Below are 14,557 nucleotides of genomic sequence, written 5' to 3'. Positions count from 1 at the left end.
TAAATTATATTGATTAAAGCTATACCGTATGATTGAATCATTAAATAATTTTAAGATTAGGTTATCAAATCACCCTGAGTTAAAAGGTAACCTATTAGCATGGCTTATAGCTAAGAATCCAAATTTGAATACTTCTTCCAAAGAAAACTTGTATTTAGATTTGATTCCTTTTTATTCTCAATATAGCCAATCGGATATTGAACCAATATCAGAGCAACAAGAAGCAAAAGGTGAATTTATTAAAGGAACCGACTACCGTCTTAAATCAATTGAAATTTCTGGAGTTAGAGGTTTTCCTAAAAAGTCCCCTCCGTATGGGATAGATTTTTGCATAAATGAACAACCTTCAACCGCAATTATACTAGGAAAAAACGGTGTAGGTAAAAGTTCAATTTTCACATCGTTAGAGAAAATATTTGGTCATGAAATTGGTGAAGCTAAGCTAAGAAATATTCAAGATTTTAATAAGTACGTAACTCATTTTAATGGCACATCACAAGATTGTCATTTTATTGCAAAAACAAATGAAGGTGATTATTCTTTTGAAAGCCCACTACCTGATAGTATTGTAGATTCTTTAAATCCCAACAGCCATTTTATAAGTGATTATGACATCTATGAGAATGGTCAACGAAATTATGAAGGTTCTGCAATGGATAATAATTCTTTTCACAATCTTATTGCCTCTAGCTTAGGACTTCAAGAGTTTCTTGACTTCAATCTATTAATATCGGAGTTAGCTAAATACCAAAGAAGAAAAGAATCAAACAACCTAAACAATGCCATAAAGAATAAAACAGAAGGAGTAAATTCAATTACAAACTGGCAGAAAGAACTTGATAAGAAGAATCAAGAATTAAAACTTATTGCTGAAGACAATAAGAAAGTTTCGCTTGAGCGACCTAAAAGAGTAATCGAATTAGCAAACGAACTGCTTAACAGGAATTTTTCAATAACTTTTGATTTATCAAGAATACAATCTAACATTGAAAACTTTCTTAAAAAATTTCTTGAATACAATTCATACAAAATAGAGGGTACAAGTACCAAAGAAATTGATTTTTTAATTCAAGGCTTACAATTGCTAGAGAGTCAATCTTTTAAAAATTGCCCATTTTGTAATAGTTCAAGCAATGAAGTTCCCAATATTAAAACTGAAGTTGAAAAAAAAGTATTAGAATATAAAAAGTATCGTACGCTATCGAGTGAAATATCTCAATTATTTGCTGCTATTACTGAACATTTGGGTTCTCTTTATTCTCAATTGGAGAATATTTACAAAAGTTTGGAGAATGAAAGATTAAACCTACGAGACTATCCGGAATTTTCAGGATGGTTAACCAAGTTAAATGAATATCGAGAATTTATATATCACTATTCCTCTGATGACTTTTTTGTAATGGCTATTGATTTTTTTGAAATACACCAGCCAAATAGGAAACAAATCAGTGAACTATATGACATCATTCGTGAGAATAAAGATTTTATTCAATCTCTTTCCGAACTTAATAAAATAAAAGAGTTTACTTCTAGTAGGCAAAGCGTTATTGAATCTATCAAGGAACGAGAAAATAGTAAATTGAAAGCTGATACCACCGTTCAGCGAAAAGCTGTTTTAGAAAGTGAAATTCGAAATTTAGAGGAACAAATTAAAATTAGAAATACACAAGTAAAGCAAGCAGAAAAAGAAATTTCTGAATTTCAGCAAAGCGTTGATATACTAAAACAAATTAAAAATGACGCATCAGTTTATCAACCATTAGTCTATAACGAAATAAATAAAATTGTTAAAGAATCATTTATTCCTATAGAACAATTAATAACTGACGTATTAAATAATTTTCTTGAGGGTGAAGATATTTCAATTGACATTGATATAGAGAAGAAAGAAGATGATAATGGAGATGTTATTTCCGAAACAATTTATGCGAAAATAAAAAGCCCTTATGGTAACATAAGTCCTAATAAGTATTTCAATACATTCAGATATAGGCTTTTTTGCATGATGGTTTCGTTAAGTATTGCACTAGCTTCAAGAGTGCGGTCAGGTGTTAATTTACCTGTTGTTTTAGATGATGTTTTTTATGCAAGTGATTTTATTAAAAGGGCATCAATTGAAAAGTTTTTGGAGCAAATGATAAAGACTTTTGCAGAGTTTTCTGATTTGCCTTTACAACTTATATTGTTTACACATGACGAACTAATATTTGATTCAGCTATGCATGCTATTAGAAAACTAAAAATTGAATCAGATACAATTTTCGCAAAACTTTTACCATATGATAATTCAGAATTAATACAACACTATTCCGAATTAACCTATAGGATTCCAACAAACATTCCAAAAACTATTTTTGCCTAATGGAAAAGAAATATTTATACTATTCAGGAAGTTTATTGATTTTTATATTAATAATAATAGGTGTTAGTTATCTTCTTATCGAATCAAAGATTGATAATCAGTACAGTAAAATTAACTCTCAAGTTGAAAATATTCTACAGAAGGAGTATAATATTAATTCCATAAAGCCATTTATCCTAATTCCGCAACGAATAGACAGTACTGGGAATTATTTTCTTGATTCTACTGAAATTGCTACAATAGAAAGTCATATCTCAAAGTATTACCAAAAAGCATATCATTCATATTATGATTCAATACTTGCGTGTAAAGATTACTCTCCTTTTTTAATACTACCCAACAATTCTGACAAATACGGTAATATTGTTTTAAAAAAAGAGGATTTAGATAATATCGAAAAGCACCTTAACTCTGTCATTAAAAGTGTAGATGATGCTATTAAAGAAACTAAATATGAAATTGATAATGACATTGATAGACTAAATCTGTGGCTTACTGCCTGGATAGCTGCAATGGGTTTTATAGGTATTGTTTTACCAATTGTTATAAATCAGGTTTCCTCAAAAGAACTCAAAGAAGAATCTAAAGCAATAAGAGAAAAAGCAGATGGTCTTGAAACTGATATAACTAGAGCCAAGACGGATGCTAGTTCTGCAAAAACAACAGCCACAGAAACCAAGGAAGAAATAAAAAGTCAAAAGGAAGAACTTGAAAGAATAACTAATAAAATTAAAGAAGAAGGCAATAAATTAGATGAAGTAGAGAAGCGATTTAATAATATTGAAGCTAAGTTCAAAGAAAAGGACAGGGCATTCAATGAGCTTGAAGACAAGTTATCTAAGAAGGAAGAAGAAATCATGGAACTCTTTGACCTTGCTGAAAATGCTAAAAAAGATTCTGAAACAGCAAATTCTTTTGCAAAAGAAGCTTTATTAAAAACAGAAGAACAGAATGTCATCATCAAACATTTGTCTTCTTTGAATAAGCTAAAGTCCCTTGATTTTCACAGAATAGCTTATCATAACAATGGAGGTGTCAACCAATATTTTGCATATTCATTTAAGGGCATTAAAGATGGATTTGAAAATTTTCGACTACCTGATAATGCAAGTGAAGAAATTAAGAACATGTACCAAGAAATAGTAAGAGATTATGTTTTTTCTTTCTACGAGGTTATAAGATTTTTAGATGACAGAGGGGTAATTCATAATATGGAGAATTTAACAGACTTACTGCTGAGTTATTTGAAAGATGAAAAACTTGATGTTGTTGATAAAATTGTTGAAGCTCTTGATTCTGCAATTCAGTCGTTAGAAAAAAAATAATAGGAAATTTTATATTTGAAGTCGGCATACCACCGACTTTTTTTTACTCATTTTTTGACAAATTTCTTCAAACACTTACAAACTCCTTCAAGCACCGTTAAACTCCAACCCCCCCACCATAAGCCTACTATATGTTTGTTTCCATTATGGAAGCAAGCACAAAGAAAATATTAGGCACATTAGCAGCTGTTGCAGCCGTTGGTGGAGGTTTCTACCTCATTAAAAAAGGCAAAAAGCTTCTTGCCGGGGCAAAAATGAACTTTGCTCTTTTAGGATTCCGCATCCACAAGATGAACTTACAGGAAGTTCAATTTGCTGTAAAGCTTCGTTGCTACAACCCCACAAAAGCCCCCATCACATTAGCCGTTAACCAGGTTGTTGCAAATTACAAAGGTTCGGCAGTCGCTTATTCTACCCCCGATATTAAAGGACTTACCATTGGTGCAGGCAAAACACAAGAGCCTGAAATCGTTTTTCAAGTGCCATACCTGAACCTTATGGGTAAAGGTCTTACTCTTTCCGTGCTTTCCAATACTCAGCAGCTTAAAGCTGATATGACTTTCACCATGACGATCAGCGTTAATGGCGAAACTCTTACTACTACGCAATCATTATCAGAGGACGAAAATATGAACGGATTAGCATTGGGCGAATTGGGCATTGTATCCGGCCCACGAAACACCCAAAACGGTAAACGTTTCAACCACCTTATAAAAAAGGCAAACGGACAGGACACATTTATTAAAAACGGTAACGTAATTGAAACCGTTGAAAGTTGTATTGATATTATCGGTACACATTTTCGGGAAGTCGAGGAACTGGCAAGTAACCTTCAAGGTGGTTCACTCAAAGAGTCTTGCCGAAACATCTTCAACTTTTCGTACAACTATTTGCAGTACCATAAAGATGATGACGGAACGGAACAACTCCGAACTCCATCACGTTCCTGGTTAGACGGACAAATCAAGTTCAAACAAAAAGGCAAATCAGATGCAGGGATTGACTGTGATGATTACAGCATTTTTGTGGGTTCGCTTTTAAAGTGTTTAGGTATTCCGTTCAAGCTCCGCATTACCAAGTATGACGGTAAAAAGAACTTTCAGCATATCTATGTGATTGTTCCTGCTATTGGCGATTCCGAAGATGAAATCGTTATCGACCCTGTTCTCTCAAAGTTTGATTACCAAAAACCATACAGTTTTGAACGGTCTGATTTTGATATGTCTCCTTTACAGTTGGCAGGGCTTAGAGGAATTGACGGTATTACAGGTACAAGTGCTTTAGGCTTGCCAATATCGGTTTTATCAGGCATTGATTTAGCTGGCGGTATTCAGGCACAAGCCAACCATGAAGACCTTATTGCCATTGTATCAGGTGTTGACTTTGACGATGCCATAAGCGGCTTGGGTGATGCAGAAGATGCTACCTACAACTATTTAGTCCGTACCCGGAATTATCTTTTAAAGAACAGGGATAACAAGGACAAGATGGCTCACGTCCAAAACCCTGACCAATTCATATCCATGTTGGACCAGGCAATCAAGTTTTGGAATACTCCACAGCGAGATGCCGTATTGGATAAGCTATCGGATATTGAAGAAAAGCTTGCCGAAAAAGGTCTGATTAAATACGATTCAGAAGCCATCCAGGGATTGGCTGAATTGGATGAGTTGGACGATGAAATGGACGGTTTAGGAAGAAGAAAAAGACGTAGAGGTCGATTCTTCAAAGCTATAAAACGTGTTGGCAAGAAGATTGGCAAAGTAGCCAAGAAAGTAGTAAAAGCTATCGTAAGATTTAATCCTTTGTCAATAGCTATCAGAGGCGGATTATTGGCAGCCTTACGCTTAAATATGTTTGGTATTGCCAAGAAATTGCAATACGCCTATTTACCCGATAATCTTGCAAGCAAATACAACATCGACCCGGCAAAACATGCCAAACTAAAAAAGACACATGGCAAGGTTCGTAAGCTGTTTAAAGGCTTACAGGGTAAAGAATCCAACCTTAGAAAAGCAATCCTTAAAGGTGCAAAACAAAAAAGTTCTGACTTCTCCCTAAAAGGAATTGACGGTTTACTTGCTGATTTGAAAGGCTTGGAAGCCATTGGCGAATTGGCAGAATTAGGCAATATGGGTGCAGTTGCCACAGCAGCATCAGTAACCGCAGCAAGTGGTGTATTGGCAAAAATCGGAAGCTGGTTAAAGCCTATCAAAAACATCTTTACAAAGGTTAAAAGTAAATTCAAAAAAGCAGCTCCTGCAACGGAAGCAGTATCTCAATTTAACAATCAGGCAGCTCCTACAACTGAGGCTTATGCTCCACCAACAAACAGCGTGATGCCTCCATCCAATAGTATCATGCCACAGTCCGGCAGTTACACTCCCCAACCCATAATGAAATCTGGGAACTACACACCACAATCGACTACAACAAACCCTACTGCATCAGGTAAAAAGAAACTGAGCAAAGGTGCAAAAGTCGGTATTGGTTTAGGTGTTGCAGCTCTTATTGGAACAGGAGCTTATCTCATGTTCCGCAAAAAGGAAAGCACTCCGGCAAAGCGGAAATCATCCCCCAAGAAAACCACCAATAAAGAAGATTTAGGAAGCATCAAGCTTCAATAAATAATTGTGAATCAATAATTAAAATTTAGAAAACATGGCAGTTAAAAAATCAACGTCAAGTACCCCAAGGAGAACTTCAAGAGGTACAAAGATTGACTTTATGAAAGCTACCAACAACATAGGCAAGCCCATTGCTGCCGTAGCAGGGTTTGCAGTTGGCAAGTACGCTTTAAAGAAGTTGGAAAAGAGCCAGACCGTTAGCGGTTTGTTGGGCAACGAAATGAAAACCTACATCGTTCCGGCAGCCGTTACTATGGGCGGTTTGGTGGGTACGCAGTTTACCAAAAACGAGTATGTAAAGCTGGGCTTGGTAGGTGCAGCAGGTGCAGGTGTTGAATCCATTATCAAAAAAGCCACAGGTAAAACTATCCTTCAAGGATTAGAGGGTATTATCGGTGATGAAGATTACAACGATGTGGACGAAATGGACGGACTACGTGCCTTAAACCCAATTACGCAAGCACTCCCGGCAGCCGACATTGACATCGAGCGTGAAATTCAGGCTTCGGTATCAGGTGCAGCATCGGACTATTCGATGAGTGATGACCCTATCGGCAGCGCAGCCAATGATTACGCAATGAGCGATGAGCCTATTGGCAGTTCAGATGATGACGATGAGCCAGTTGGCAAAATCCAAAACCTCGACCCCGACAGCATGGACTATGACATCTTTTCGGGCGATATGATGGCATCCTGATTCTCACTAAATAACATTTAATCAATTTAATAACAAAGGCTAATAAGCCGCAAAACAAATTATCATGGCAGAAATTAATGAGCAAAATGATTTGTACCCTTCGATGGAAGAAATAGAGGGTTTAGAAGAAGCGATTCTTGAAAAAGAGGAAGATGCTTTAGAGAAAGAAGAAGACCAGGACGATGCAGTCGAAGGCATTGGCGATTTAGGTCGCTCACGCCGTAGAACAAGACGCAGAGGGCGAAGAAGTCGCAGAAGAACCAGCAGAAAACGTGCTGTACGTAGGTCATATAATGCCGGAGCAAGAAGTACGGCTGTAAAAACAGGACTTACCAAAGACCTGACTTCAAAAGGTCAGTTTGAACTTCGCAGACAGCAGTTGCCACCGGAAGTGCAGAAAGCATTGAAAGATGCACGTATGCAAACCGTTGATACGGCAATCTACACCGTTAAGTCGATTAAAGATAAGTCCGACATTGATTTGATGGAGGCATCGGACGATAAAAAGGCTGGTCGTACCAACCTGAACCGTGCGCAGTTGGATTCAGGAAAGTATTTCCTGTTAACTGATATTGTTCTTGAGTACGCTCACGGAGCATCGGAAGAAGACAATGACCCGGCAGATTTTGCTTTTGGTCAGTTTGCTTTACCTCCGGCAATCCTGAACGGTACTTTCGAGATGACGTTAGGCACGAAGGTAATTGTACCTGAAATCTCATGTGCGGTGTTTGACGATACCGATACCACAAAACGCAAATTCCAATACAAGCTTGCCAATCCAAAGTGGTTAAAGCCATCAATGGATATTACACCAAAGCTGAACATGCCGAAATCGGTATCAGGTGATAAGATTTACCACCCTGCCGTTAAGGTAACGCTATTGGGAACTATCACAGAGAAAGCATAGGAGCTTGATATGTCATAATCGTTTGGGGGCGGTCAGCGGTTGTTAACCGCCCCTTTTTTCTTCTTAATCATTTCAAAAATGGAAGTACAAGACAATAACATACGCAAATTACAGGTCGTGAAATTCGAGGTTAAAAAAGGTCAGACCTACGAGTTTAACGGCAATACCAAAACGGAACATGACCGTATCAAAGGAATTTTCTTACGCCTATCCAACCAACAGGCATTACCCGGTGCCACACTAAGGGTTTGGATTGATGATACAGAGATAATCCCCGATGATACCGAGGTGGCATTGCTTCACCACAATGATGACATGAGTATTAAGGACGTGGCCTTTCCTGTGGATGAAAAAGCCAAGAACAGCCCTGTACGTGTCATTTACAAAGACGACAGCGAGAACCTGGCTGTTAATGAAAGCTACAATGTTCGTGTGTATCTGCTTGCCGAGGTAGAGAAAAAGAAATAACCCTAAAATCTCCCGACAATGAAACGAGCTATTCAAAAATATTTCACTAGAGCAATTGCTATTACAAGCGAGTTCCATGTGGCAATTAAAAATAAAAATTAATCACATGAAACGATATTTTGTAATTACAAAAACCTCAGTTGGCAACAAACACATCAATGAACAGGACTTGCTCCCTGCTTCCTGTAAACTGATTACAGGCATTGCAATAAACGCCCTGGTTAAAAAGGAATCGGAATTGGAAGATGTAACACAGGATTTAGCTTTTCCCCAAGCTTTAATATCCGATTTGTTACTGACCGATGGGATTACCAACCTGTTCTATTCTTACCTACGCACAAGGGCAAGCGAAGCAGAAAGCAAAGACTTTTTTGAGACTGATATTCTTCCGGCAATAGTTGATATTTTGAGCAACAATATCAAATTTACTTGCCTTGATGCAGACCAGCAAAGCAACCTGAACAACAGCATTGCAGAGCTTTTCAATACACAGTTTGCTGATTATCTCTACAACGAAGTCGGTTTGTTTGAAAAAGGTCAAACCATTACAAGCCTTGAATTTGCCGACTTGATAGCACAGGAAACATTAACCTTTGCCTATCTGCATAAATCCGATGTATTTCTTCGTCCTGTTAAGGCATACAAACAGCCTGAACCTTATGAATGTGGCAATATCAGCCTATTGGTAAACGGTAACAGTTTTCTACTACGTGATTACATGCTTACTGCCAACAGAAAGGTAAAGCATTTAAGCAAAGAGGTTATCCCATTCCATGAGCCTTTAGAGGTAAACAGCAATATCCATACGGTTTTCAAAAGCAATAAAAACAGCGGAGACAATACGCTAACCATTAGAATCTACATAGAATATGAACACGAGTGAGTTATTACATACCATCGCAAAAGACCGTGTTTCAGGGATGCGAACCATCGACAGCTACCAATTAAAACCAACGGTGATAATGGTAACAGGTGCGGATATTTCGCTGGACCTGAAAAACGATATGTGGATTCTGAACACCAAAGGTCTGCCAAGCTCCATTGATGAAATGGAACTCATTAGCAGCGATAATGTGTTTACCGCTACACCCGAAGAATACGACTTTATGGATGAGTACCGCTACCAGGTATTCACCGATTACATAGACATCAAAACCCAAGCGGAAAACTTTAAGCCTTACCGATTGGAGTTTGTAAAGATTATTCCCCACCGAAATTAATACGACTATGTTGGATTACAGAGAGCAAATACAAAGCATATACGAGTTTATAAAGCGTTCGGAGGATGAACAAAAGTACCCCTACGCTTACGAAATATACCTGGTTACCGCAGCACAAGAAACTGCACTCACTTCAAGAACCTCCGGAACGGATAAGTTTAACCGTGACATTGAAAGTGCCATTGAAAAAGCAAAGCAGTCTCATGGTTCACTCAGGGTTGATGTGTTTGGAGGCAAAAGCCCCAATGCACGAAGTCTGAACAGTTATACGGTGAATATCAGCAAGCTTTTGAACCCACCCAAAGAACCCATTGAGAGAGCCGAGCTTCAAACCATTATCCAGGAAGAAGTAAGGCAGCACCAAATTCAAAGTAACACCAATGGTTTAGGTGAATTAGATACGCTATTGGGATTGTTCTCCGGTGAAAACGAACAGGCAAAAAACAAGTTGGAAGGTCTGTTTGGTGTGTTTAATGCCTTATCGGGCAATAACAAAGAGGTTGAGCGAATCAGCTACCAAAAGCAGTTGGATGATTTTAAGTTCGAGACACGCTACAATACTTTGGAAGAAAAGTATGAGCGTTTACGCAATGAAAATGCAGAACTACGAGCTGAAAAAGACCGCTATCAAAGCGAAAACAGGGAACTGAAAACCGATAAGACAGACCTTGAAAGCCGTCTTGCAGGGTATGCTCCCAATGAAGTGATGAAACGAGTTGCCACAGGTGCATTGGTCGGTATCGGTTCACGCTTGCTTACCAACAGTCCCAAAACAGCAGAATTATTAGGCTTATCAGCCGAAGAACTCAAAGGAGCTTTGGGAATGCTTGATGATACCGAGGAAGAATCGGCACAGCTCCTTGAAACCAATGTTGAGATTACCGACATAGGTACGGCTAATACACCCGAAGACCGCAAGAAAGCTGAGATAATCAAAAAACTATCCGATGCCCTTATGACATGGGAACTGCAAGATGTAGCCAAGATTGCAAACATCGTTGGCTTATGCCTTGACAAAGCGGAGCTGATTAATAAAACCCTCCTGTTCCTGAATCAAGCCGTGAATGGCATATCAGAGCCGGAACCGGGAAACGCAGAGTTTGATAACGATGATTTAGATAACGAATAAAACATACGATTATGAGAAAATTCAAAGTAGGAATCACCATTGAAGCTGACAGTACCGAGGTAGTTCAGCAAGTAGGAAACCTTTTGCAAAATGCAGTCAATAAGGTTGAGCAACAGGATATGATTAAGCTTCTGACCAAGGTTGCCAAGAACCCAAAGATTGTAAAGACCGCATTACGATACATCTAAAAAACTCAGCAACGTGCAACAGTTACCACCAGTAAATAAAGCAACATTAATAGCAAACGGCATTAAATACGGATTGCCCATTTTGGGCGTTGGTATCGGTATTTACGCTGTTAAAAAGCTATTGCTTAAGAAAAACCCTGATGGCACTTCATCAAGGGTTGCTCCATCAATAAAAGATACGGTTATCGACAGGCAAAACCTGACTATTTCTGCTTCTGATGCTGCTTTATATGCTAATACGCTGTACGGTGCAATGCTCGACTTTGGCACAGATGAAAAGGTTATTTACTCCACCATTGATAAGATACAGAGCAAGGACGATATGCTATTGGTGATTAAAGCCTTTGGCATGAAACAGTATTTGTGGGGAACCAGGGCAGCGTTTTTAGGTCAGGACTTCAACCTGATTGGCTGGTTCAGACAAGAACTAAGCGAAAGTGAAATTTCCAAAATCAAACCCAAGTTCGACAGTTGGGGAATCCCTCTCTAAACTCTAACAATAAAGCTATGGACAAGAAGAAAAAGATATTATTTATTTCGGGAGGGGTGTTAACCACAGGGGCAATAGTTACCACAATTGTACTCGTTCGCAGACGAAACAAACGCAAACGTGGGCTATTGCCTCCTCGTGGTTCAAACGTTTTGACAACCAACAATAACGAACTACCCTCAAATTTTCAGAATTGGAATGGTGGGAATACCTATCTCTCAAATGCACCCAGGGGCATCCGAAACAACAATCCGGGAAACCTGATTTTCACCAACATCAAATGGAACGGTAAACTGCCCAAAGAGCAAAATAAGGACAGACGTTTTGAAATGTTTATTGCTCCGGTTTATGGCGTTCGTGCCATGATAAAAGACCTCAAGCACGACATTGAAAAGGGCAAGAATACCGTGCCGTTATTGGTCGAAGAATATGCTCCCCGATTTGAAAACAATACAGACCATTACATCCAAACGGTTTGCAAGGATTTAAAGGTCAGCAAGAGTGCAAAGCTCCTGCCTACAAAAAACACACTCCGCTTATTGGTGCTTTCTATGACAAAGGTCGAGACTGGTGGTAATTACGTCTCCAACCAATTGTTTGAGCAAGCCTACGCAATGATTTAGCAATTAAAAGACTTTAGATATGGGAACTATAAAGATGTTTAGGGGAACAACCCCACCGTTATTGAAAAAAGGCGAATGGGCTTCTGATGGCCAGTACGCTTATTTGGGCATGGAACACGAACAATACAAGGTGTTTCAGGGCGTGTTTGATATGAGTAAAGACCAACAAATAACAGGTTTTGAATACGATGTTGAACGCAAAGCGATTATTATTCCTTCGGGAACTCCTTTTTCAAAGCTTCAAAGGCTGTTTGATTCTCTGCCCAAAGCATTGAAGTACCATACCAACAAAAGTGCAAGCATCAGCATCATGTTTGAGGATGGTACTTACATCAATGATTTGGGAACGTTCCTGGTCCTTCGTGATTTCTCCTACCAAATCAACATCTGCTCATTGAGCAATGAGGTCGATGGTGTAGTTGGAACATACGTTAAGCCTGTGATTTTCCAAAGTGATAAGGCTATTGAGATTTACAATAGTGCTATCAACTTTGCCGACATACGCTTTGAATACACCGATGCCGGAAGCGGTGCAATAGCTTTCCTGAACAGTACCACCAACATTGACGATTGCTGTTTCGAGGCGAAGGTCAATCAGTCGTGTGTATTTGACAGGGGCTACAACAAGATTGTGTTTTCTGATACCTACTTCAAGATGAACAGGGATATTCAGGACACGATACTTGACAGGGCTTCGGTTGGTTCATTCATCAATATTGCACGTTCGAAATCCGCTCCGGAATACAGACCCAAAACCATTGTTCAGCAAATTAGCGGTGGTCTGATAATCGCCGGGAATGTTGAAGACTTACTCATTTCAGAGAAAAGTCCTGTGTACATGCCCAATGGTGGTATCGAAGTGCATGGTGGTTTTGTAACCGACCCTGATGGTAATATCAATATTGCCATTCCTACAAAACTTTCGCAGTTGGAAAACGATATGAACCTGACTTCTAATTTTGAGGAACTGCAAAACAAACCAACGACCATTAGTGCAGAACAGGCAACGGCAATTGAGAACAATAACAAAAAGAGCAGCTATCCACAAGCAGATGCAGAAAAGCTTGCAGGGATTGAAGAAGGTGCTACTGCCGGGGCTGATTGGAATACTAATATTCAGAATAAGCCGACAACCATTTCGGCAGAACAATCGGCAGCTATCGAGGCAAATACGCAAAAGCGTTCCTATCCCGAAGCGGATGAAAACAAGCTTGCAGGGATTGAAGAAAACGCCACCGTTGGAGCAGATTGGGACACGAATATACAGAACAAACCTGTTACGATTTCGCCACAACAAGCAGCCGATATTGAAGCCAATAATGCAAAACGCAGTTATCCGCAAGCTGATGAAGACAAGCTTTCAGGCATAGAGGAAAATGCAACTGCCGGAGCTGATTGGGAAACAAATATTGCGAATAAGCCTACTACAATTTCAGAGGAACAAGCGAGCGCAATCGAGGCAAATACTGCAAAACGCTCCTATCCCGAAGGGGATGAAAACAAATTGGCAGGGATTGAAGAAGGTGCGACTGTTGGGGGTGATTGGGAAACTAACATTCAGAATAAACCTGTTACCATATCGGCAGAACAGGCAGCAGCTATTGAGGCAAATACTGAAAAGCGAAGCTACCCACAAGCCGATGAAGATAAGCTTTCAGGCATTGAAGAAAATGCAACTGCCGGGGCTGATTGGGAAACGAATATTGCCAATAAGCCTACAACAATAACAGAGGAACAGGCTACCGCTATTGAAGCGAATACCGCAAAACGTTCTTATCCCGAAGCCGATGAAACAAAGCTTGGAGGAATTGAAGAAGGTGCTACTGTTGGAGCAGATTGGGAAACTAATATCCAAAACAAACCTGTTACCATTTCGGCAGAACAGGCAGCAGCTATTGAAACCAATGCCCAAAAACGAAGCTACCCACAAGCTGACCAGGACAAACTTTCGGGAATTGAAGAAAACGCCACAGCCGGGGCTGATTGGGACACGAATATTGCCAATAAACCAACTACCATAACAGAGGAACAAGCGACCGCTATCGAAGCGAATACAGCAAAACGCTCTTATCCCGAAGCGGATGAAACAAAGCTTGGAGGAATCGAAGAAGGTGCAACTGTTGGAGCAGATTGGGACACCAATATTCAGAATAAACCTGTTACCATATCGGTAGAACAGGCAGCAGCCATTGAAGCCAATAATGCTAAACGCAGTTACCCACAGGCAGACGAAAATAAGCTTTCAGGTATTGAAGAAAATGCCACAGTTGGGGCTGATTGGGATGTCAACTTACAGAACATTCCTGACTTCCTGAAAAAGTTCTTACAGGTGTATGGTGATTCCGGCATTTTCTCAGGTGAAGATTGGGAAGCAAAGCTGACTGAGATACTGAACTTCCAAATCAACTTCATGAAAAACTTCGTGGATGCCGATGTGGATAGCCTTTCGGTAGATGTTGCAGGAAACAACCTGAAGCTCACTTTCAAAGATGAAACAGACAAAACCATTACACTTCAATAA

The 14,557-nt window shown here is 39.3% G+C and carries 13 protein-coding genes; all 13 read left to right on the top strand.

The features are described 5' to 3' along the window. The first annotated feature begins 28 nt into the window (after positions 1-28). Positions 29-2,362: an AAA family ATPase gene (locus tag ACRD7A_RS13640; protein WP_430811578.1), complete on the top strand. Its 2,334-nt coding sequence runs from the start codon at positions 29-31 to the stop codon at positions 2,360-2,362. Further along, positions 2,362-3,687 carry a hypothetical protein gene (locus tag ACRD7A_RS13635; protein ID WP_430811579.1) on the top strand — a complete coding sequence of 442 codons (1,326 nt, stop codon included), beginning with the start codon at positions 2,362-2,364 and terminating at the stop codon, positions 3,685-3,687. Before ACRD7A_RS13640 ends, ACRD7A_RS13635 begins: the two co-directional genes overlap by 1 nt. Before the next feature lie 146 nt (positions 3,688-3,833). After that, on the top strand, positions 3,834-6,314 hold the full coding sequence (locus ACRD7A_RS13630) for a hypothetical protein (RefSeq protein WP_430817950.1): 2,481 nt from the start codon (positions 3,834-3,836) through the stop codon (positions 6,312-6,314). Between the two features lie 34 nt (positions 6,315-6,348). Next, positions 6,349-7,011, top strand: a complete 663-nt coding sequence (locus ACRD7A_RS13625) for a hypothetical protein (protein ID WP_430811581.1) — start codon at positions 6,349-6,351, stop codon at positions 7,009-7,011. A gap of 64 nt (positions 7,012-7,075) precedes the next feature. Next, complete coding sequence (locus ACRD7A_RS13620; protein WP_120271258.1) at positions 7,076-7,918, top strand: hypothetical protein; 843 nt, start codon at positions 7,076-7,078, stop codon at positions 7,916-7,918. 78 nt (positions 7,919-7,996) lie between these two features. Then, positions 7,997-8,386: a hypothetical protein gene (locus tag ACRD7A_RS13615; RefSeq protein ID WP_212191656.1), complete on the top strand. Its 390-nt coding sequence runs from the start codon at positions 7,997-7,999 to the stop codon at positions 8,384-8,386. A 106-nt stretch (positions 8,387-8,492) separates the two neighbouring features. Further along, positions 8,493-9,269, top strand: coding sequence for a hypothetical protein (locus ACRD7A_RS13610; protein WP_430811582.1), 777 nt, complete (start codon positions 8,493-8,495; stop codon positions 9,267-9,269). Continuing rightward, complete coding sequence (locus ACRD7A_RS13605; RefSeq protein ID WP_301193225.1) at positions 9,256-9,606, top strand: hypothetical protein; 351 nt, start codon at positions 9,256-9,258, stop codon at positions 9,604-9,606. The genes ACRD7A_RS13610 and ACRD7A_RS13605 overlap by 14 nt, the downstream gene beginning before the upstream one ends. 7 nt (positions 9,607-9,613) lie before the next feature. Further along, on the top strand, positions 9,614-10,735 hold the full coding sequence (locus ACRD7A_RS13600; RefSeq protein ID WP_430811583.1) for a hypothetical protein: 1,122 nt from the start codon (positions 9,614-9,616) through the stop codon (positions 10,733-10,735). Between the two features lie 11 nt (positions 10,736-10,746). Continuing rightward, positions 10,747-10,923, top strand: a complete 177-nt coding sequence (locus ACRD7A_RS13595) for a hypothetical protein (RefSeq protein WP_170154413.1) — start codon at positions 10,747-10,749, stop codon at positions 10,921-10,923. A 13-nt stretch (positions 10,924-10,936) separates the two neighbouring features. Beyond that, positions 10,937-11,413, top strand: coding sequence for a hypothetical protein (locus ACRD7A_RS13590; RefSeq protein WP_430811584.1), 477 nt, complete (start codon positions 10,937-10,939; stop codon positions 11,411-11,413). A gap of 17 nt (positions 11,414-11,430) precedes the next feature. Further along, the gene (locus ACRD7A_RS13585; protein ID WP_430811585.1) at positions 11,431-12,036 is read left to right on the top strand and encodes a hypothetical protein; all 606 of its coding nucleotides are present in this window, start codon (positions 11,431-11,433) and stop codon (positions 12,034-12,036) included. Positions 12,037-12,055: 19 nt separating this feature from the next. Continuing rightward, positions 12,056-14,557 carry a hypothetical protein gene (locus tag ACRD7A_RS13580; protein WP_430811586.1) on the top strand — a complete coding sequence of 834 codons (2,502 nt, stop codon included), beginning with the start codon at positions 12,056-12,058 and terminating at the stop codon, positions 14,555-14,557.

This window comes from Carboxylicivirga longa (genome assembly GCF_050589825.1).
Lineage (GTDB): Bacteria > Bacteroidota > Bacteroidia > Bacteroidales > Marinilabiliaceae > Carboxylicivirga > Carboxylicivirga longa.
The sequence above is the reverse complement of the archived record's forward strand: the minus strand, read 5'-3'. Positions and strand labels throughout refer to the sequence as shown.